Annotated in this window: 20 protein-coding genes and 1 other annotated feature; all 20 genes read right to left on the bottom strand. The window is 38.0% G+C overall.

Annotated features, from left to right (window positions below):
- Window positions 1–96: 96 nt before the first annotated feature.
- On the bottom strand, window positions 97–1,146 hold the full coding sequence (locus HMPREF1208_RS00200) for a PTS transporter subunit IIC (protein WP_016424307.1): 1,050 nt from the start codon (window positions 1,144–1,146) through the stop codon (window positions 97–99).
- Between the two features lie 505 nt (window positions 1,147–1,651).
- A complete protein-coding gene (gene tuf / locus HMPREF1208_RS00195) occupies window positions 1,652–2,839 on the bottom strand; it encodes an elongation factor Tu (protein WP_016424306.1) in 1,188 nt (395 codons plus the stop codon).
- 183 nt (window positions 2,840–3,022) lie between these two features.
- Window positions 3,023–5,104, bottom strand: a complete 2,082-nt coding sequence (fusA, locus tag HMPREF1208_RS00190; RefSeq protein WP_016424305.1) for an elongation factor G — start codon at window positions 5,102–5,104, stop codon at window positions 3,023–3,025.
- A gap of 141 nt (window positions 5,105–5,245) precedes the next feature.
- Window positions 5,246–5,716, bottom strand: coding sequence for a 30S ribosomal protein S7 (rpsG, locus tag HMPREF1208_RS00185; RefSeq protein ID WP_014614746.1), 471 nt, complete (start codon window positions 5,714–5,716; stop codon window positions 5,246–5,248).
- An 82-nt stretch (window positions 5,717–5,798) separates the two neighbouring features.
- Window positions 5,799–6,212, bottom strand: coding sequence for a 30S ribosomal protein S12 (gene rpsL / locus HMPREF1208_RS00180; protein ID WP_016424304.1), 414 nt, complete (start codon window positions 6,210–6,212; stop codon window positions 5,799–5,801).
- A 95-nt stretch (window positions 6,213–6,307) separates the two neighbouring features.
- On the bottom strand, window positions 6,308–6,562 hold the full coding sequence (locus HMPREF1208_RS00175; RefSeq protein ID WP_016424303.1) for a ribosomal L7Ae/L30e/S12e/Gadd45 family protein: 255 nt from the start codon (window positions 6,560–6,562) through the stop codon (window positions 6,308–6,310).
- A gap of 259 nt (window positions 6,563–6,821) precedes the next feature.
- The gene (gene rpoC / locus HMPREF1208_RS00170; RefSeq protein WP_016424302.1) at window positions 6,822–10,442 is read right to left on the bottom strand and encodes a DNA-directed RNA polymerase subunit beta'; all 3,621 of its coding nucleotides are present in this window, start codon (window positions 10,440–10,442) and stop codon (window positions 6,822–6,824) included.
- A 328-nt stretch (window positions 10,443–10,770) separates the two neighbouring features.
- Complete coding sequence (rpoB, locus tag HMPREF1208_RS00165; RefSeq protein ID WP_016424301.1) at window positions 10,771–14,322, bottom strand: DNA-directed RNA polymerase subunit beta; 3,552 nt, start codon at window positions 14,320–14,322, stop codon at window positions 10,771–10,773.
- A 211-nt stretch (window positions 14,323–14,533) separates the two neighbouring features.
- Window positions 14,534–15,142 (bottom strand): class I SAM-dependent methyltransferase, encoded by a 609-nt coding sequence (locus HMPREF1208_RS00160; protein ID WP_016424300.1) that lies wholly within the window; start codon window positions 15,140–15,142, stop codon window positions 14,534–14,536.
- 77 nt (window positions 15,143–15,219) lie between these two features.
- On the bottom strand, window positions 15,220–15,585 hold the full coding sequence (gene rplL / locus HMPREF1208_RS00155; RefSeq protein WP_016424299.1) for a 50S ribosomal protein L7/L12: 366 nt from the start codon (window positions 15,583–15,585) through the stop codon (window positions 15,220–15,222).
- 38 nt (window positions 15,586–15,623) lie between these two features.
- Window positions 15,624–16,124, bottom strand: coding sequence for a 50S ribosomal protein L10 (rplJ, locus tag HMPREF1208_RS00150; protein WP_016424298.1), 501 nt, complete (start codon window positions 16,122–16,124; stop codon window positions 15,624–15,626).
- A gap of 49 nt (window positions 16,125–16,173) precedes the next feature.
- Window positions 16,174–16,313: a sequence feature (ribosomal protein L10 leader region), on the bottom strand.
- Window positions 16,314–16,403: 90 nt separating this feature from the next.
- On the bottom strand, window positions 16,404–17,099 hold the full coding sequence (gene rplA, locus HMPREF1208_RS00145) for a 50S ribosomal protein L1 (RefSeq protein ID WP_016424297.1): 696 nt from the start codon (window positions 17,097–17,099) through the stop codon (window positions 16,404–16,406).
- Between the two features lie 187 nt (window positions 17,100–17,286).
- The gene (rplK, locus tag HMPREF1208_RS00140) at window positions 17,287–17,709 is read right to left on the bottom strand and encodes a 50S ribosomal protein L11 (protein ID WP_016424296.1); all 423 of its coding nucleotides are present in this window, start codon (window positions 17,707–17,709) and stop codon (window positions 17,287–17,289) included.
- Between the two features lie 161 nt (window positions 17,710–17,870).
- Window positions 17,871–18,419 (bottom strand): transcription termination/antitermination protein NusG, encoded by a 549-nt coding sequence (nusG, locus tag HMPREF1208_RS00135; RefSeq protein ID WP_016424295.1) that lies wholly within the window; start codon window positions 18,417–18,419, stop codon window positions 17,871–17,873.
- A gap of 19 nt (window positions 18,420–18,438) precedes the next feature.
- Window positions 18,439–18,618, bottom strand: a complete 180-nt coding sequence (gene secE, locus HMPREF1208_RS00130; protein ID WP_016424294.1) for a preprotein translocase subunit SecE — start codon at window positions 18,616–18,618, stop codon at window positions 18,439–18,441.
- An 18-nt stretch (window positions 18,619–18,636) separates the two neighbouring features.
- The gene (gene rpmG / locus HMPREF1208_RS11610; RefSeq protein WP_081635116.1) at window positions 18,637–18,780 is read right to left on the bottom strand and encodes a 50S ribosomal protein L33; all 144 of its coding nucleotides are present in this window, start codon (window positions 18,778–18,780) and stop codon (window positions 18,637–18,639) included.
- Between the two features lie 68 nt (window positions 18,781–18,848).
- A complete protein-coding gene (locus HMPREF1208_RS00125; RefSeq protein WP_016424293.1) occupies window positions 18,849–19,424 on the bottom strand; it encodes a sigma-70 family RNA polymerase sigma factor in 576 nt (191 codons plus the stop codon).
- Window positions 19,425–19,499: 75 nt separating this feature from the next.
- Window positions 19,500–20,012, bottom strand: coding sequence for an NYN domain-containing protein (locus tag HMPREF1208_RS00120; RefSeq protein WP_016424292.1), 513 nt, complete (start codon window positions 20,010–20,012; stop codon window positions 19,500–19,502).
- 3 nt (window positions 20,013–20,015) lie between these two features.
- Window positions 20,016–20,765: a 23S rRNA (guanosine(2251)-2'-O)-methyltransferase RlmB gene (gene rlmB, locus HMPREF1208_RS00115; RefSeq protein ID WP_016424291.1), complete on the bottom strand. Its 750-nt coding sequence runs from the start codon at window positions 20,763–20,765 to the stop codon at window positions 20,016–20,018.
- 5 nt (window positions 20,766–20,770) lie between these two features.
- Window positions 20,771–21,160 (bottom strand): Mini-ribonuclease 3, encoded by a 390-nt coding sequence (locus HMPREF1208_RS00110; RefSeq protein ID WP_037559176.1) that lies wholly within the window; start codon window positions 21,158–21,160, stop codon window positions 20,771–20,773.
- Window positions 21,161–21,162 lie beyond the last annotated feature (2 nt).

Raw genomic sequence — 21,162 nt, 5'->3', positions numbered from 1 at the left:
ATAAGTTAAAACCAATGTCCCCTCCTCCCTTTTTATATTTTATTGTATAGGTTGAAACGATTTTCAATTGATTAGGTCAGTTCTTCAGCTAATACTTTAAATATTCAAACGATAATCTTCAGGTTTCACAATAGGGACCACACGCATAAAGAGATATTTAAATAAGAAATTGAATCCAACCGGCGCAATAATAAAAGCAACTAACATTTTTATAAAATTAGTTATATTCCAACCACCGTCTACTAAATTTAAGTAATTAATGGGTCCAACTAAGCCACTAAATCCAAAACCTGCACTCATAGGTGTGCCAATAATATTTAATAGAGAGGCAATCAGACCGCAACAAGCCGCTGTACATACAATGGGTAGTAAAATAATGGGCTTTTGCGCTGCATTCGCCATCGACATTTTAGGCGATCCAATAAAATGTGCCACACTTGTTCCTTTCGTATTAACTGACCAACCTAATATCGCAAATCCAAAACCAGCTGCACAAATACCAATATTTGCTGCACCTGCACCAATGCCTGAAATTGAAATCGCAAGCGAAATACCTACAGTTGTAATCGGCGACACAATCATTATGCTAAATATCACTGCTATGATGATACACATTACGACTGCCTGAAGGCTCAACAGGGCTGCGACGCCATGTCCAATCCATGTGGTGATTTGCATGACATACGGCAACATCAAGCGTCCAATAAAGCCAACACCTACGAGTAATATAAGTGGTATCACTAAAATCGTATAGGCTTTTAACTTATCACCAATAAACAAAATCACAGCCGCTCCTAATGCTGCTGTCAGTCCCATATTGATCACATCACCCGTACCTTTAAGGATAATCATACCTTCTTTTCCAAATTGTGCTGCACCTGATGCAAACATCGTCGCTAATCCTAATGCTGTAGCTTGTATTGGATTAAATTTAAAATTTAAGCCGGTTAATACACCTACAACAAGTCCCATCATTGCATTAGACAATGCTAAAGCCCCTACAATAGGTTTCAAAAATGGCAGAACAGGCACTAATACTTTCATTAACTCCCCTAGTAATGCACCTGGAATAAGTACAACGACGACACCAATAGCCATGCCATTCAAAATATTCATTACAAATTGCTTTGCTGTCAAATTCTCCATGGTTTTCCCACTTTCCAATTCAAATTAAATAGTTCAATTTATCCCATCTTATACACAACACACTCAACGGAGTCATATCCCGCAATCAAAAGTGAAGTGGGAATATTTAGATAATTTCCATCATACACGCTTTAACGCTTAAAAGCAATAAATTTCGGGCAAAAGTGTACTTTTGAATTAATAGAATACTTTTACCAATAAGATGCCATTGATCTTTCAATTCAACGCAAAGCAGTAGACACTTATATATCATCAAGAAAAAATAGTTATTTTTAGCATTACTCTCTAGATAAGCTAGCTTTTTATTGTTTTACTTCTATAAATAGTTTAGTAGTGCATTGTAACATTTTATGTATGAATCATTTTGAAACGCAACAAAAAAGAGATTAAGTAACGCGATGCTACTTAACCTCTTTATTTTGCTTATCAATCCGATTTGACAGAGCGCCAATATAAAAGAGCTAACCCAACAGGGCTAGCTCTTTTATCTCATCAAATAGATGAATTATTTTTCGATTTCAGTAACAACGCCTGATCCTACAGTACGTCCACCTTCACGAATTGAGAAACGAGTACCGTCTTCGATAGCGATTGGTGAAATTAATTCAACTTCCATTTCAACGTTATCGCCAGGCATAACCATTTCAGTACCTTCTGGTAAGTGAACAACGCCAGTTACGTCAGTAGTACGGAAATAGAATTGTGGGCGGTAGTTAGAGAAGAATGGTGTGTGACGACCACCTTCGTCTTTAGATAATACGTAAACTTCTGCTTTAAACTTTGTGTGTGGTGTAATTGAACCAGGAGCAGCTAATACTTGACCACGGTTGATGTCTTCACGTGCAACACCACGTAATAAAGCACCAATGTTGTCACCAGCTTCAGCGTAGTCTAATAATTTACGGAACATTTCTACACCAGTAACAGTTGTTTTAGAAGATTCTTCAGCTAAACCGATGATTTCAACTTCTTCACCAACTTTGATTTGACCACGTTCAACACGACCAGTAGCAACTGTACCACGACCAGTGATTGAGAATACGTCCTCAACTGGCATCATGAATGGTTTGTCTGAGTCACGTTCTGGAGTTGGAATGTAATCATCAACAGCTTGCATTAATTCTAAGATTTTTTCTTCGTATTCTGGTTCGCCTTCTAAAGCTTTTAATGCTGAACCAGCGATTACAGGTACATCATCACCTGGGAAGTCGTATTCAGATAATAAGTCACGAACTTCCATTTCAACTAATTCTAATAATTCTTCATCGTCAACCATGTCAACTTTGTTTAAGAATACAACTAATGCTGGTACACCAACGTTACGTGATAAAAGGATGTGTTCACGAGTTTGTGGCATTGGACCGTCAGCAGCAGATACTACTAAGATACCACCGTCCATTTGAGCAGCACCAGTGATCATGTTTTTAACATAGTCAGCGTGTCCAGGACAGTCAACGTGTGCATAGTGACGTTTGTCTGTTTGGTATTCGATGTGTGAAGTATTGATTGTGATACCACGTTCTTTTTCTTCTGGTGCGTTGTCAATCATGTCGTATGATTGTGCAACAGAGTCACCATTTTTAGCTAATACAGTTGCGATAGCAGCTGTTAAAGTAGTTTTACCATGGTCAACGTGACCGATAGTACCAATATTGGCATGTTCTTTTGAGCGATCGAATTTTTCTTTTGCCATTATGAAATCTCTCCTCTTTGAATAAGAATTAATATTTTAAATATCTCTCATGAAAGTTACTCACCAACATGAGATAGATAATGATATTTCCTTTATAAATCATTTTACTGAAAAAATCAATTTATAAACAAGGCTTGCCCTTAGTCATATTAACATGATTCGCGCTAATTTGTAATGATTGAATTACTCGCCTTTGTTCTTTTTGATGATTTCTTCAGAGATTGATTTTGGCACCTCTGCATAGTGATCGAAGTACATTGTATAAGTACCGCGACCTTGCGTGTTAGAACGTAATGAAGTTGCGTAACCGAACATTTCTGAAAGTGGTACATAAGCGTTTACCACTTGTGCGTTACCACGTGGTTCCATACCATCTACACGTCCACGACGCGCAGTAACGTCACCCATGATATCACCCATGTATTCTTCAGGCATTTCGATAGTTACTTTCATCATTGGTTCTAAGATAACTGGATCACATTTTTTAGCAGCTTCTTTAAGCGCTAAAGATGCAGCAATTTTGAAGGCCATTTCAGATGAGTCGACATCGTGGTATGAACCGTCAAATAATTTTGCTTTAACATCGATTAATGGGTAACCAGCTAAGACACCATTTTCCATAGCATCTTTAAGACCTTGTTCAACTGATGGAATGTATTCACGAGGAACTACACCACCAACGATAGCATTTTCGAATTCGAAACCTGCACCTGTTTCGTTTGGTGTGAATTCAATGTGTACATCACCGTATTGACCACGACCACCAGATTGACGAGAGAATTTACCTTGAACTGCAGCAGATTGTCTGAATGTCTCACGGTAAGACACCATTGGCGCACCTACGTTAGCTTCAACGTTAAATTCTTTTTTCATACGGTCAACAATGATGTCAAGGTGAAGTTCACCCATACCACCAATGATAACTTGACCTGTTTCTTCATCTGTATGCGCTTTGAAAGTTGGGTCTTCTTCTTGAAGTTTCACAAGCGCTTGAGTCATTTTATCTTGGTCAGCTTTAGATTTTGGTTCAACTGATAAGTGGATAACTGGCTCTGGGAATTCCATTGACTCAAGGATGATGTCATTTTTCTCTCCACAAAGCGTGTCACCTGTACCAGTATCTTTAAGACCTACAGCAGCTGCGATATCACCAGAATATACAGTGCTGATTTCTTGACGTGAGTTTGCGTGCATTTGAAGGATACGACCTACACGTTCACGTTTGTCTTTTGTTGAGTTTTTAACATAAGAACCTGAAGTTAAAGTACCTGAGTATACGCGGAAGAATGTTAACTTACCAACGTATGGGTCAGTCATAACTTTAAATGCAAGTGCAGCGAAGTCAGCATCGTCGTCTGCTTTCGCAATCACTTCTTCATCAGGATCGTCCGCACGATGACCAATGATTGGTTTAACATCTAACGGAGAAGGAAGGTAGTCAATAACAGCATCAAGCATTAATTGAACACCTTTGTTTTTGAACGCTGTACCACATAATACAGGGTAGAATTCAACGTCTGTTGTTGCTTTACGAATCGCGTCTTTAAGTTCGTCAACAGTGATTTCTTCTTCACTGAAGATTTTTTCCATTAAGTCGTCGTTTGTTTCAGCAACAGCTTCGATTAATGTTTCACGTGCTTCTTCTGCACGTTCACGGTAGTCTTCAGGAATTTCAGTTTCTTCAATTTCTGTTCCTAAATCATTTGTGTATTTGAAACATTTCATTGTAACTAAGTCGATGATGGCATTGAAGTCATCTTCTGCACCAATTGGTAATTGGATTGGTGCTGCGTTTGCTTGTAAACGATCATGTAAAGTGCTTACTGCATAATCAAAGTTAGCACCTAATTTGTCCATTTTGTTTACGAATACGATACGTGGTACGCCGTATGTTGTTGCTTGACGCCAAACTGTTTCAGTTTGAGGTTCAACACCTGATTGCGCATCTAATACTGTCACTGCACCATCAAGTACACGTAAAGAACGTTCAACTTCAACAGTGAAGTCTACGTGTCCTGGTGTGTCGATGATGTTAACACGGTGACCATTCCATGCTGCAGTTGTAGCGGCTGAAGTAATCGTAATACCACGGTCTTGTTCTTGTTCCATCCAGTCCATTTGTGAAGCACCTTCATGTGTTTCACCAATTTTGTGGATACGTCCAGTGTAATAAAGAATACGTTCAGTAGTAGTCGTTTTACCCGCATCAATGTGTGCCATGATACCGATATTACGCGTGTTTTTCAAAGAAAATTCTCTTCCCATGGGTATTCTTTCTCCTTCCAGAATAATAGGATAATATATTTAGATATAGCTTTACCCTAAGCACGTACAGCTCTCTCAAACAAGCAAAATGCAAGTTGATTGTTACTGATACTGGAATTGCTCAGGGAATTAGCACATATCTTACCAGCGATAGTGAGCGAATGCTTTGTTCGCTTCAGCCATTTTGTGAGTGTCCTCACGTTTCTTAACTGCACCACCAGTATTGTTTGCTGCGTCTAAGATTTCGTTAGCTAAACGCTCTTCCATCGTTTTTTCACCACGAAGGCGCGCATAGTTTACTAACCAACGTAAACCTAAAGTTGTACGACGCTCTGGACGAACCTCTACAGGCACTTGATAGTTTGAACCACCTACACGGCGAGCTTTAACTTCAAGTACTGGCATAATATTGTTAATTGCTTCATCGAAAACTTCCATAGCATCGCGACCTGAACGTTCTTGAACTAGGTCGAACGCTGAATAAAGAATACGTTGAGCAGTTCCACGTTTACCATCTAACATAATCTTGTTGATTAATTTTGTTACTAACTTAGAGTTGTGAATTGGATCCGGTAACACATCTCTTTTAGGTACTGATCCTTTACGAGGCATAATACAAGTCCTCCCTTCCTATTATAGTATATTTATATTCTATCAGTCATGATTAAAAGGCTGATTTTACAATCTTTTAACCTTATTTTTTAGGTTTTTTAGTACCGTATAATGAACGGCTTTGCATACGACCATCAACACCAGATGTATCTAACGCACCACGTACGATATGGTAACGCACACCAGGTAAGTCTTTTACACGTCCACCACGTACAAGTACAACACTGTGCTCTTGTAAGTTGTGTCCGATACCAGGGATGTATGCGTTGATTTCAATGTTGTTTGATAAACGCACACGTGCATATTTACGTAACGCTGAGTTAGGTTTTTTAGGTGTCATAGTACCCACACGTGTACATACGCCACGTTTTTGTGGAGAATTCAATTTAGTGAATTGTTTCTTTTGACTATTGAAACCTCTATTTAAAGCTGGTGAGTCTGATTTTTGAGTTTTGCTTTTTCTTGGTTTACGTACTAATTGGTTAATAGTAGGCATTTCAAGTTTCCTCCTCTCTTCATTTCTTAATCCCACACATCCAGGTGGTTCATTTTTAGGTTAAATAAAATTTAGTAAGCAAAAACTTACTAATCTCATTTGAGCAAAGCAACAACCGTTGCTTTTACATTTATACCAACATATTCTCCCAATGCTTTGCGGCTTGGAAAGAATTCGATAGGTATCTTATTTTGATTGGCAAAGCATAACACGCGTGCTAAGAGATGCACATTAACATCTTCACCGATAATCAATGTTTTTACACGTTGTTTTTGAAGCGCTTTTAGCGTTTCTTTTAAACCAACAACGTAGGCTTGTTTGTTTAAGCGTGTGACTTTTTCATTAGACATTTACATATCCTCCAAAGTACTTGCTTGCATCAACCTTTACTATATTATCATTTTCATAAATGCTTCGTCAACTGTTATTCACAATAAATATTGATTTTTAGAGACTTATGAATACCTGTCAATCTTATATTGGGGATGCAGGCAGTCTGATTTCAATATTGTATACACGATATCGAAATCAGCCCCTACCTTTTATTTCTGTCAATACAGATCATATATTGACATATCCCAATATTACAACTTACTTCAATGATTCTAATTAGTCGATAATGACTTGCTCTTCAAGGCCTTGTTGTGGCGCTTCATCTTTTTCAATATCAACTTTACTGTAGCGTTTCATACCCGTACCTGCAGGAATTAATTTACCAATGATAACATTTTCTTTAAGTCCGAGTAAGTCATCACGTTTACCTTTAATCGCAGCATCTGTAAGAACACGTGTTGTTTCTTGGAAGGATGCCGCTGACAAGAAGCTTTCTGTTTCAAGAGAAGCTTTTGTAATACCTAATAAGACTGGTTTCGCAGTCGCAGGACGCTTACGTTCTTTAAAGGCTTCGCGGTTCGCATCTGTAAAGTTATGGATATCAACAAGTGATCCTGGTAATAATTTCGTGTCACCCGCTTCAATGATACGAACTTTACGTAACATTTGACGTACCATGACCTCAACGTGTTTATCGTCGATTTCTACACCTTGCATACGATAAACTTTTTGAACTTCTTTAAGCAAGTATTCTTCTGTCGCTGTTAAACCAGCAACTGCAAGGAAGTTTTTCGGCTCAATTGAACCTTCCGTTAATACTTCACCACGTTCTACGGATTGGCCAATTTCTACTTTCAAGCGTGATGTACCAGAGGCAAGATATGAGCGTGTTTCGTTCGCACCTTTAACAACGATTTCTTGTTGTCTATCTTTGCCAACTGTGATGTTATCAATCACACCTTCAATTTCAGTAATAACGGCTTGACCTTTAGGATTACGCGCTTCGAAAATCTCTTGGATACGTGGTAAACCTTGTGTAATATCACTACCAGCAACCCCGCCTGTGTGGAATGTACGCATTGTTAATTGTGTACCAGGTTCACCGATAGATTGTGCAGCGATTGTACCTACTGCTTCACCAACTTCGACTTTTTCACCTGTTGCCAAGTTTTTACCATAACATTTTTCACAGACACCATGTCTTGTGTTACATGTAAATGCAGAGCGGATATACATTTCTTCAATACCAGCATCCGTAATTTCTTTAGCGATTTCTGGTGTAATTAATTCGTCTGGACGAATGATAATTTTATCTGTCTCAGGATGACGTACAGTTTCTTTTGAATAACGACCTTCGATACGTTCAATAAATGGTTCGATCATTTCAGTACCTTCTTTAATATCTGAAACGAGTAAGCCACGGTCTGTACCACAGTCTTCTTCACGAACAATGACATCTTGTGCAACGTCAACAAGACGACGTGTCAAGTAACCAGAGTCAGCAGTTTTCAGTGCTGTATCGGCAAGACCTTTACGCGCACCGTGAGTAGAGATAAAGTACTCTAATACCGTTAAACCTTCACGGAATGATGAAGTGATTGGAAGTTCGATGATTTTACCAGATGGTGCGGCCATTAAACCACGCATACCTGCAAGTTGCGTAAAGTTAGATGCGTTACCACGGGCACCTGAGTCACTCATCATGAAGATTGGGTTCGTTTTATCAAGTGATTTCATCAATTTAGCTTGGATTTTATCTTTTGCATTTGTCCAAATTTCAATAACCGCATTATAACGTTCTTCTTCTGTTAATAAACCACGGTTGAATTGTTTTTGAACGCGCTCAACTAATTTTTCTGATTCATCCAAGATTTCTTGTTTATCTGGTAATACAACAATGTCTGCTACACCTACTGTAATACCTGCTTTTGATGAATACTTAAATCCTAAGTCTTTCATCAAGTCAAGCATCATAGACGTATCTGTAATGCTAAAGCGATTGAACACTTCTGCGATAATATTACCCAAGAATTTTTTGTTGAATGGTGGAACAAGTTCAGTATTTTCAAAGTACTCAGCTAGACCACCTTCACCAAGTTCTGATGGATCAACAAAGTATTTATCTGGTGTGTTTTTCTCAAGGTTCGTTGCTGTTGGCTCGTTAATGTACGCAAATGAGTCCGGAATAATTTCGTTAAAGATGACTTTACCTACAGATGTCGCTAAAATTTTGTTATTTTGTTCCTCAGTAAATGTAGGGTTGTTGAATGAAGAAGCTTGGACACCAATACGTGTGTGTAAATGTACATGACCATTCGCATAAGCTTTGATGACTTCATTCGTATCGTTAAACATCATTCCTGTATTCACAGCGTCTTTACGTTCTAATGTTAAGTAATAGTTACCTAATACCATGTCTTGTGATGGTGTTACGACTGGTTTACCATCTTTAGGGTTTAGGATGTTTTGTGCAGCAAGCATTAACATACGTGCTTCAGCTTGTGCTTCTTTAGATAATGGAACGTGAACCGCCATTTGGTCACCGTCAAAGTCTGCGTTATAGGCAGTTGTAACAAGTGGGTGCAAACGAATCGCACGGCCTTCAACTAATGTAGGTTCGAACGCTTGGATACCTAATCTGTGCAATGTTGGCGCACGGTTTAAAAGTACAGGGTGTTCAATAATAACATCTTCTAAAACGTCCCAAACTTCGTCTTCAGTACGCTCAATTTTACTTTTAGCATTTTTGATGTTTGTCGCAATTTCACGTTGTACTAATTCTTTCATTACAAACGGTTTGAACAATTCTAATGCCATTTCTTTCGGTAAACCACATTGGTACATTTTTAAGTTTGGACCTACTGCGATAACTGAACGACCTGAATAGTCTACACGTTTACCTAACAAGTTTTGACGGAAACGACCTTGTTTCCCTTTTAACATATGTGAAAGTGATTTTAATGGACGGTTACCTGGTCCTGTTACAGGACGACCACGACGACCGTTATCAATTAACGCATCTACAGCTTCTTGTAACATACGTTTTTCGTTTTGAACGATGATGCCAGGCGCACCTAAATCTAACAAACGTTTTAAACGATTGTTACGGTTAATAACACGACGGTATAAGTCGTTCAAATCACTTGTAGCAAAACGACCACCATCAAGTTGAACCATTGGACGAATCTCAGGTGGAATAATTGGAAGTACGTCTAAAATCATCCAAGCTGGGTTGTTACCAGAGTTACGGAATGATTCAACAACTTCTAAGCGTTTGATAGCACGTGTTAAACGTTGACCAGTTGCAGATTCTAATTCGTCACGTAATACTTTTAATTCTTGATCTAAATCAATCTCATCTAATAAATCTTTAATCCCTTCAGCACCCATTTTTGCAGTAAATTGACCAGGGAATTTATCATAATATTCACGGAATTCTGCTTCAGAAAGCAATGTTTTCTTTTCTAAGCCTGTTGGTCCTGGATCCACAACGACATAAGAAGCAAAATAAATAACTTCTTCTAACGCACGTGGTGACATGTCTAATAAAAGACCCATACGACTTGGAATCCCTTTAAAATACCAAATATGCGAAACTGGAGCTGCTAACTCAATGTGACCCATACGTTCACGACGTACTTTTGATTTTGTCACTTCTACACCACATCGGTCACAAATCATACCTTTGTAACGTACACGTTTATACTTCCCACAACTACATTCCCAGTCTTTAGTAGGTCCGAAAATTCTTTCACAGAATAGACCATCTTTTTCTGGTTTTAAAGTACGATAGTTAATTGTTTCTGGTTTTTTGACCTCACCATATGACCAAGAGCGGATTTTTTCAGGTGAAGCGAGTCCTATTTTCATGTAATGGAATTTATTTACATCAATCAAGGAGCCTACCTCCTTTAGTTTAAATTAGCTGTGCTAGTTGATTGATTCACACGATTTCATAATATATTAAAGCAATGTCTATTTAACGAACAGGATAGAGAGGATGCATGTAAGTTTCCACACATCTCTCTTCTCGAATAGCAAAAGCGCCACTCGTCTCCCTATCGTTTTAATCAAGTTCAGGTTAAGTCTTTAACGCGTTTCATGTTCTCAGCGCAATTAAATTCTTAAAAGTTACATTGAACGTACATAACTATCGGCACGCTATGACGTCTCATGCGACTTTGCGATCTCCTATTCAAGATCGATTTTGATTTTCAACATGCATTTATTCGTTAAATTCTTTTTGAGATTCTGGAACAGTAGATGGTTGAATATTGACTTTACGATCTGGAATATCATCCTCATCTAAATCGCGCATTTCAATTTCATTGTCTTGTTCATCCATCACTTTCACATCAAGGCCTAAACTTTGTAGCTCTTTCATCAATACGCGGAATGATTCAGGAACACTTGGTCTTGAAATGTTTTCACCTTTAACAATCGCTTCATAAGTTTTCACACGACCTACAGTGTCATCTGATTTGTAAGTTAAGATCTCTTGAAGTGTGTATGCTGCACCATAAGCTTCGAGTGCCCATACCTCCATCTCACCAAATCTTTGTCCACCGAATTGTGCTTTACCACCAAGAGGTTGTTGTGTAACTAATGAATATGGTCCAGTTGAACGTGCGTGAAGTTTATCATCTACCATGTGCGCAAGTTTCAACATGTACATCACACCAACTGAAATACGGTTGTCAAATGGTTCTCCTGTACGGCCATCGTAAAGTACTGTTTTACCGTCACGTGCCATACCTGCTTCTTCAATTGTAGACCATACGTCTTCATCGTTGGCACCGTCAAATACTGGTGAAGCAACGTGAATACCTAAGTTTTTAGCAGCCATACCTAAATGCAACTCTAAAACTTGTCCGATATTCATACGTGATGGTACACCTAGTGGGTTTAACATGATGTCAATTGGACGGCCATCTGGTAAGTACGGCATATCTTCTTCAGGAACAATTTTAGAGATGACACCTTTGTTACCGTGACGACCACACATTTTGTCCCCTACATGAATTTTACGTTTTTGAACGATGTACACACGAACAAGTTGGTTCACACCTGGTGAAAGTGAATCATCGCCTTCTTCACGGTTAAACACTTTAACATCAAGAACAATACCACCTGCACCGTGTGGTACGCGTAATGACGTATCACGAACTTCACGTGCTTTTTCGCCAAAGATCGCATGTAATAGGCGTTCTTCTGCTGTCAATTCAGTAACACCTTTAGGCGTCACTTTACCGACTAATATATCGCCATCTTTTACTTCTGCTCCAACGTATACAATACCGCGGTCATCTAAGTTTTTCAGTGCGTTTTCTGAAACGTTTGGTATATCGCGAGTAATTTCTTCAGGCCCAAGTTTTGTGTCTCGTGCTTCAGATTCATATTCCTCGATATGAATTGAAGTATAAACGTCATCTTTAACAAGGCGCTCACTCATAATTACGGCGTCCTCGTAGTTATAACCATCCCAAGTCATAAATCCAACAACAACGTTTCGACCTAAGGCCATTTCTCCGAGTTCCATAGATGGACCATCTGCAAGAATTTCGCCTTTTTCAACAACGTCGCCTGCTGCGATAATAGGACGTTGGTTATAACATGTACCTGAGTTTGAACGTTTGAATTTCGCTAATGGATAACGGTCTAATTCACCTTCTACTTCTTGACCATTTTCTTCAACTAAGCGACGTACTAAAACTTCGCTTGATTGAACATGTTCAACGCGGCCACGATACTTAGAAATAACAGCAGCACCTGAATCACGTGCGGCTACGTGCTCCATACCTGTACCTACGAATGGTGATTCTGGGTTTAACAATGGTACTGCTTGACGTTGCATGTTCGCACCCATCAATGCACGGTTAGAGTCATCGTTTTCTAAAAACGGAATACATGCTGTCGCAGCTGAAACAACTTGTTTAGGCGATACGTCCATGTAGTCCATTTTTTCTTTAGCCATAGTTGTGTTGTTACCACGGAAACGACAAACGATTTCGTCATCGATAAAACGTCCGTTTTCATCAAGTCTTGAGTTCGCTTGGGCAACAACATAACTGTCTTCTTCATCAGCAGTAAGGTAATCAATACGGTCTGTAATTGTGTTTGTTTCAAGGTCTACTTTTCTGTATGGAGTTTTAATGAAACCAAATTCATTCACACGTGCATAACTTGAAAGTGAGTTGATCAAACCAATGTTTGGACCCTCTGGTGTCTCGATTGGACACATACGGCCATAGTGAGAATAGTGTACGTCACGAACTTCCATTTGTGCACGTTCACGTGTTAAACCACCAGGCCCTAAAGCTGATAAACGACGTTTGTGTGTTAACTCAGCAAGTGGGTTCGCTTGGTCCATGAATTGTGATAATTGTGAGCTACCAAAGAACTCTTTAATTGATGCAATCACTGGGCGAATGTTAATCAATTGTTGTGGTGTGATTGAGTCAGTATCTTGAATAGACATTCTTTCACGTACCACACGTTCCATTCTTGATAAACCAATGCGGAATTGGTTTTGTAACAATTCACCAACTGAACGTAAACGACGATTACCAAGATGGTCAATGTCATCTGTATAACCGATACCATGCAATAAGTTAAAGAAGTATGACATAGACGCCACGATGTCAGCAGGTGTAATACATTTCACTTCTGAATCTGGGAATGCATTACCAATCACAGTTGTTGTACGTTCTTCATCATCATTTGGTACATAAACTTTAATAGATTGTACTTCTACAGGTTCATCGATAATACTATTAGGAAGTTCGTAAACTTGTGCGTTAGCATTTGTTTCAAGAACATCCATGATTTCGTCTAACTTACGACGATCTAAAACTGTGCCTTCTTCAGCAACAATTTCACCTGTGTCAGTATTTACAATAGGTTCAGCTAATTTTTGATTGAATAGGCGATGCTTTAAATGTAATTTTTTATTTGCTTTATAACGTCCTACGCTTGCTAAATCATAACGTTTAGGGTCAAAGAAACGAGAATACAATAAGCTTTTAGCATTTTCTACCGTTGGTGGTTCACCTGGACGTAAACGTTCATAAATTTCTAATAATGCTTGTTCTGTATTTTCAGTGCTATCTTTTTCTAAAGTGTTTCTTAAGTATTCATTGTCACCAATTAAATCAATGATTTCTTGGTCAGTTGAATAACCTAATGCACGTAATAATACTGTTAATGGTAACTTTCTTGTTCTATCAATACGTACATAAACAACATCTTTCGCATCTGTTTCATACTCTAACCATGCACCGCGGTTAGGAATAACAGTCGCATCATAGTTCACACGACCATTTTTATCTAACTTTTCATTAAAGTAGACAGACGGTGAACGAACTAATTGAGATACAATAACACGTTCCGCACCATTAATTACAAAAGTACCTGTTTCTGTCATTAAAGGGAAATCTCCCATAAATACTTCTTGATCTTTCACTTCGCCTGTTTCTTTAATAACTAGACGAACTTTAACGCGTAATGGCGCCGCATATGTTGCATCACGGTTTTTTGATTCTTCTAAATCATACTTCGGTTCACCTAATCTATAATCTACAAATTCCAATGAAAGATTACCTGTGAAGTCTTCGATTGGAGAAATGTCGCGGAACATTTCTAAAAGACCTTCTTTTAAGAACCAATCATACGATTTTGTTTGAATTTCAATTAAGTTTGGTAACTCTAAAACTTCTGAAATTCTTGCGTAGTTTCTACGTTTACGATGTCTTCCATATTGGACAAATTGACCTGCCAAACAGATTCACCCCTCAAAAATTGTGCGAACACTTTTCAGTTCTCATCATGTAACAAGACAAAAAGAAAACGGTAGCACATAATCGATGACACCATTTTCTATTCTATAAGTCTTATTTTGAAATGTTACAATGAAACTTTAACCGTAAAAGTACACACTTATTGAACATAATTATTTCATCTTACAACTATATCATAGTCAATATTTAAAATCAAGATTTAAAACTCTTTAATATGTGATAACCTTTACTATTTTTAACAGATGAGACGTTTCCAAAAACCTCGTCCATTTTTTTCTTAGCAGATGGCATGCCTTGCTTTTTTTGTATAACGACATACAACGCACCCTCAGTTTTAAGCACGCGGTATGCATCTGTCAAAATTTGGTGAACCACTTGTTTACCAGCACGAATGGGTGGATTAGTTAAAACGTAGTCACATGCTTCGTCTTCTATCATGGCTAACCCATCACTCTCTTGTATCGTCACATTTGAGATGCCATTCGCTTTGGCGTTTCTTTTAGCTAATGCTAATGCGCGATGGTTTACATCTAACATTGTAATATGATCATGGGGTGCAACTTTGGCCACCATTAAACCAATCGGTCCATAACCACAACCGACGTCAATAATCCTTTTCAATTGACCTGGCGGGTGTTCATTTAAAAATGTCTGTATCAATAAATCAGAGCCGAAATCAACTTTATCACGAGAAAACACACCTGTATCTGTTGTGAGTGACAGTTCGTGTTGCTGATAATAATAGCTAATTTCTCTCTCATCTGGTGTTGCATCAGGATGTGCATCATAGTAATGACTCACGGTGTCACACCTCTTTATCGTATTATATTCAAAAACCCGCTATTCCAAAAATAGCGGGTTTTTCACTTATCAACGAATTATTTTAATTCTACTGAAGCGCCAACTTCTTCTAATTGTTCTTTAAGTTTTTCAGCTTCTTCTTTTGGTAAAGCTTCTTTGATGATGCTTGGAGCACCGTCAACTAATTCTTTAGCGTCTTTTAATCCTAAACCAGTTGCTTCTTTAACAGCTTTAACAACTTTGATTTTAGATGAACCAGCTGAAGTTAACTCAACGTCAAATTCAGTTTTTTCTGCTGCTGCGTCTCCACCAGCAGCACCTGCTGCTGCAACTGGTGCTGCTGCAGTTACACCAAATTCTTCTTCGATTGCTTTAACTAAGTCATTTAATTCTAAAACAGACATTTCTTTAATTGCTTCAATGATTTGCTCTTGATTAGCCATGTTATTATTCCTCCAATTTTTAAGTTTTAATTTATCGTTTATTCTGCGTTTTCTTCTTTGTTTTCTCCAACAGCTTTAACTGCATAAGCAAAGTTGCGCATTGGCGCTTGTAATACAGAAAGAAGCATTGATACAAGACCTTCGTGTGATGGTAATGAACCAACTGTTTTCACTTCGTCAGCAGTAATGATACTACCTTCCATGATACCCGTCTTGATTTCTAAAGCTTCGTGTTCTTTAGCGAATCCAGCGATGACTTTAGCTGGGGCTACAACGTCTTCAGTAGTGAATGCTACTGCTGTAGGTCCAGTTAAGAACTCGTCTAAACCTTCAATGCCAGCTTGTTCTGCTGCACGACGTAACATAGTGTTTTTGTATACTTTGTACTGAACACCAGCTTCACGTAATTGTTTACGTAATTCAGTTACTTCTGCTACTGTTAAACCACGGTAGTCAACAACTACTGTAGAAACAGAACTTTTAAGTTGATCAGTAATGACGTCAACTTGTTGTTTTTTCGCTTCAATGATTCCAGACATTTTGACACCTCCATCGATAAGTTTTAGGTGCTTTTTATATTTAAGTCCAAGACTTAAATATAAAGCACTTTTTACCCACGGCAAAAAGTGCTTGAAAGTTCATACGTTCAAGTCCATTTTAGCCTCGGTAGGATGATTTTTAAGTTCAGTTAGAACTCCTACTGTCTTAGGTAAAATATTCAACAAAAATTAATATAACGGCTTTTGTGTAATAAGTCAACCATTATTTTCTATTTATCAAGTCACTTAATGATTTAGCGCATCATTAAGAGATAAGTCTTAAAGTTTGAAACTTGCAGTATCGACTTTGATACCAGGGCCCATTGTAGTTGTTACTGCAACAGACTTAAAGTAAGTACCTTTAGCTGAAGATGGTTTCGCTTTTGTTAACACATCTTGTAAAGTTTTGAAGTTTTCAACTAATTTTTCTGTATCGAAAGAAACTTTACCGATTGAAGCGTGTACGATACCCGCTTTTTCTGCACGGTATTCAACTTTACCTGCTTTGATTTCTTCAACAGCTTTTTTAACGTCCATTGTTACTGTGCCAGTTTTAGGGTTTGGCATTAAACCTTTAGGTCCTAATACACGACCTAATTTACCAACTTCACCCATCATATCTGGTGTTGCAACAACAACATCAAAATCAAACCAACCTTGTTGGATTTTGTTTACATATTCTGCATCTCCAACATAGTCAGCACCTGCTGCTTCTGCTTCAGCGATTTTGTCGCCTTTAGCAAAAACTAATACACGTTGAGATTTACCAGTACCGTGTGGTAATACTACTGCACCACGGATTTGTTGGTCATTTTTACGTGTATCAATACCTAAACGGAAAGCCACTTCAACTGAAGCATCGAAGTTAGCAATAGATGTTTCTTTAGCTAAGCTGATTGCTTCTTCTACTGTATAGAATGCTTGGCGATCAACTTTGTTTAAAGCTTCATGATACTTTTTACCTTTTTTAGCCATTTTTTGTCCTCCTTTAGTGGTTTTATCGGAATGTCCTCCCACATTTACTTGCTTCAAGCAAGTTGAGCGCAGATAGTCCCTAGCACAAATCTGTGCGAATCACAGTGAATGCTTTCTTGTTCATAGGCTACCTGCGTTCTTACGAAAATTTATTTTCTCATTGTCTTATTTGTTAATCAGTTGGTAATTACTCAACAATAATACCCATACTACGTGCAGTACCTTCAACGATACGCATAGCTGCTTCTTCGTCTGCAGCATTTAAGTCAGGCATTTTAGTGTTAGCAATTTCACGTACTTGATCTTTTGTTACTGTAGCAACTTTAGTTTTGTTTGGCTCACCAGAACCTTTTTCAATACCAGCTGCTTTTTTAAGTAATACAGCTGCAGGTGGTGTTTTAGTAATAAATGTAAATGAACGATCTTCATAAACATAAATTTCAACCGGAATAATTAAACCTGCTTGTTCTTGTGTACGTGCGTTAAATTCCTTTGTGAAAGCCATAATGTTCACACCGGCTTGACCTAATGCAGGACCAACTGGTGGTGCTGGGTTTGCTTTACCTGCTGGAATTTGTAACTTAACTACTTTTTCTACTTTTTTAGCCACGATGTGCACCTCCTTGATATCGTGATGTGGTCACAGGGCTCAATTTTGCCCTCCCACTCTTAACATTTCGTGACGAAATGTAGCGCTATGAATGCGCGACTTCGTAATTGTAACATTTTCATACGCTGAATACAACTCATTTTTTATAACTTTTTACACGTTTAGAGTTTTTCTATTTGATCAAATTCAACTTCAACTGGTGTTTCGCGTCCAAACATATCAACTAATACAGTCAACTTAAATTTATCCGCTTCAATTTCACTGATTTCGCCCACTTGATTTGCAAACGGCCCAGAAGTAATACGGACTTGTTCACCTAAATCCACTTCTACATCAATTGTCTTTTCTTTCATGCCCATTTGCTTAAGAATAAAACGTGCTTCATCTGGTAATAATGGGTTAGGTTTTGAACCCGCCCCAGCTGATCCTACAAATCCAGTTACACCTGGTGTATTTCTAACAACGTACCACGATTCGTCCGTCATGACTAACTCAACTAATACGTAACCAGGAAATGTTTTCTTCATTTGCTTTTTAGCTTTTCCATCTTTAACTTGTGTCTCTTCTTCTTCAGGAATCACAACTCTAAAGATTTGTTCTGTCATGTTCATTGACTCAACACGTTTTTCTAAATTCTTTTTCACTTTATTTTCATAACCAGAGTAGGTATGTACTGCATACCAACGTTTTGCCCCTAACTCTTCAGACATGCTGACAACTCCTCATTCACTATTTTATCATTTTAATTAATTGACCAATTCCAATATCTAAACCGTAGAAGAATAACAAAAAGAATAGCACTGTCATGACTACGATTGTTGTGTATTTTACAAGTTCTGGTCCAGTTGGCCAGCTTGTTTTTTCCATTTCGGATTTAACGCCTCGGAAAAAGCTTTCTTTTTTTGGCATAACGAAAATCCCTCCTATTTATTTAGATTCCTTATGAAATGTATGTGTATTACATTTTGCACAGAATTTCTTTAATACGAGCCGGTCAGTTTTATTGATCGTTTTCGGTACATGATAGTTACGGTTTCCACATTCCTCGCAATTTAATGGCACTTTTTTCAACTTATTTCACCTTGCTTCTATAATACCAGTTTACTATACATAAGTTTATGTTCAATTGTCAAACCACACTATTCGTCCAAAAGTACTTTCAATTTCTTACGGATTCGGTAGATGGCATTATATATTTTTTTATCTTCAGCCTTTAATGCCAATGCAATTTCTGACGGTTTCCATTCCTCAATCAGATATTTCAACACCTGCATTTCAAAATGACTTAATCCACGGTCCGCTAGTTTTAATACTTCATGACAAAATTGTTGCGATGTACACCCACTTTGATATTGCTGTGCCAACATAACTTGGTATTGCGTCGCATAGCGTTCAATATAGTTGTCGAATAACCGTTCATGCGTCATCTTTTTACGGCGATAGTCTATTTTACGTAAATAAATTGCGCGATGAATATAATGTTCGAAAGGGACATCGTAATAAAAATTCTCGCTTTGTATCTTTTTAAAAATGGCTAGCAACACTTCTTGGATAAGATCTTCGCAATCTGCCGGTATGATACTAAAGTCACTAAAACTTTTTCGTGCATATTGCTCAATGTAAGTGATCAATTGTACGATTGCCTCTGGTTGCTGGGCCTTTACTTGAGCAATCATTACAGAAAAAGTATCATCTAATTCATATTGATAAAGCATATGCGTTCTTCCTCGCCTTCGAAAAATATGCTTTATCATACCTATTCATAACGACTTCAGACAACTTGCGAAATCTTATTCTTCGGACTCGCCTCGCCTTAATTTCTCAAATTCAGACAATACTTCTTCAGATAAGTGAATCCGCGTTCTCGGCTTCTGTTCATGAAAATGATGCATCGACTTTGTGACGGTCTCTTTATTTTCTTTTAAATGGCGCCACATTTCTCTTGAAGATAAACGATAAGCGCCCGTCCCAAAAATAGCATGCTGTTCACTCATATCACTTGTTACAACTGTGATATGCGTTGTATGTTTGTTGTAAATATTGTAAACATAACGCTCAATAAAACTATCAGCCGTTTCATTTTCTTTCGTAAAAATCACATGCACACCATGATAGACAGACTCTGACTGAGGCGTACCTTGTAAAACACAAACAATTTTCCCTTTTATGACCGCATTATAGTTTGCGATTTCAATCAGCAGTTGCTCTCTTGCTTCTTCTAAGTTTTCTTTAGCTACTCGACTTAATTCTGGAGACTGACCTATCATGTTGTACCCGTCAATGATTACATAATAGTCTTTCATCTTTTAATCTTCACCGCCAATGGGCCGCCGTTTTCTAAACACTTCATACATCATTAAACTTGCTGCAACAGAAGCATTCAAACTATTCACATGGCCAACCATAGGAATTTTAATATAAAAATCACATTTTTCTTTTACCCGACGGCTCATTCCTTGACCTTCACTTCCGATAACAATAGCTAACGGAACGTCCACTTGCATTTGTCTATAATCTGTCGCATGATTTGCTTCTGTGCCCGCTATCCAGTAGCCTTTATCTTTCAATTCATCCATCGTTTGAGATAGATTCGTGACTCTAATAACCGGGACATGTTGAATCGCGCCAGTAGACGCTTTAGCTACTGTTTGTGTCAATGCAACAGAGCGTCTTTTCGGAATAATAATCCCATCCACACCAGTTGCATCTGCTGTTCTTAATATTGACCCTAAATTATGCGGATCTTCCAAGCCATCTAAGATTAATACTGTAGAAAGTGTCTCTTTTTCAGCTTGTTGCTTTAAGAAATGATCTAATGTCTCATATTCGTAAGGAGCGACATAAGCTGCTACGCCTTGATGAGGTGCATTCGAGATTTGATCTAATTTTGATTTTGGAACGGTTTGTACAACAAGTTTTGCTGATTTTGCAGCTTTTAAAATATCTTCAATCTGTTGCTTTTTAATGCCTTCTTGAATCAGTATCTTATTAATGGTATGTCCGGTTGTCACAGCTTCTCTTACTGCATGACGGCCAACAATGATTTCTGAATCCATTTCATTCAACGCCTTTCTTCTACATATTCAACTATTGTCGTTAATAATGCTTCCAGTCTCGCATTTTGTTGATCTAAATATAAATAGCCAATCAGCGCTTCTAAGCCAGAACTTTTTCGATAGGTTTGAATATCTGTGTTTTTCGCTTTTGTATAACTTTTAGCATTACGTCCACGTCGAATGATATCTCGTTCTTCTTCTGTAAACCAATTGTTTTCAATTAAAGCTTCAAGTGTTGCAGCCTGACTTTTAGCTGAGACAAATCTTTTCGCTTCTTGATGCAAGCGGTTCGGTTTGCTCTGTAATTTGAGAATGATATATGTACGGACGTGCTGATCTAAAACAGCATCGCCCACATATGCTAAAGAGAGTGGATTTAATAATTTTTTGTTGATGT

Source organism: Staphylococcus sp. HGB0015 (assembly GCF_000411275.1).
GTDB classification, from domain to species: Bacteria; Bacillota; Bacilli; order Staphylococcales; family Staphylococcaceae; genus Staphylococcus; species Staphylococcus schleiferi.
The sequence above is the reverse complement of the archived record's forward strand: the minus strand, read 5'-3'. Positions and strand labels throughout refer to the sequence as shown.

Bases quoted from the DNA above. Each gene is read 5' to 3' on its own strand.
- HMPREF1208_RS00175 (WP_016424303.1), bottom strand. From the start codon at position 6,562: ATGTCTAATGAAAAAGTCACACGCTTAAACAAACAAGCCTACGTTGTT.
- rplJ (WP_016424298.1), bottom strand. From the start codon at position 16,124: ATGTCTGGAATCATTGAAGCGAAAAAACAACAAGTTGACGTCATTACT.
- rlmB (WP_016424291.1), bottom strand. From the start codon at position 20,765: ATGGATTCAGAAATCATTGTTGGCCGTCATGCAGTAAGAGAAGCTGTG.
- fusA (WP_016424305.1), bottom strand. From the start codon at position 5,104: ATGGGAAGAGAATTTTCTTTGAAAAACACGCGTAATATCGGTATCATG.
- rplA (WP_016424297.1), bottom strand. From the start codon at position 17,099: ATGGCTAAAAAAGGTAAAAAGTATCATGAAGCTTTAAACAAAGTTGAT.
- HMPREF1208_RS00120 (WP_016424292.1), bottom strand. From the start codon at position 20,012: ATGAAAGACTATTATGTAATCATTGACGGGTACAACATGATAGGTCAG.
- rplL (WP_016424299.1), bottom strand. From the start codon at position 15,585: ATGGCTAATCAAGAGCAAATCATTGAAGCAATTAAAGAAATGTCTGTT.
- rpsG (WP_014614746.1), bottom strand. From the start codon at position 5,716: ATGCCTCGTAAAGGATCAGTACCTAAAAGAGATGTGTTACCGGATCCA.
- secE (WP_016424294.1), bottom strand. From the start codon at position 18,618: ATGCCAAAAAAAGAAAGCTTTTTCCGAGGCGTTAAATCCGAAATGGAA.
- tuf (WP_016424306.1), bottom strand. From the start codon at position 2,839: ATGGCAAAAGAAAAATTCGATCGCTCAAAAGAACATGCCAATATTGGT.
- HMPREF1208_RS00200 (WP_016424307.1), bottom strand. From the start codon at position 1,146: ATGGAGAATTTGACAGCAAAGCAATTTGTAATGAATATTTTGAATGGC.
- HMPREF1208_RS00125 (WP_016424293.1), bottom strand. From the start codon at position 19,424: ATGCTTTATCAATATGAATTAGATGATACTTTTTCTGTAATGATTGCT.
- nusG (WP_016424295.1), bottom strand. From the start codon at position 18,419: ATGTCTGAAGAGTTAGGGGCAAAACGTTGGTATGCAGTACATACCTAC.
- rpsL (WP_016424304.1), bottom strand. From the start codon at position 6,212: ATGCCTACTATTAACCAATTAGTACGTAAACCAAGAAAAAGCAAAACT.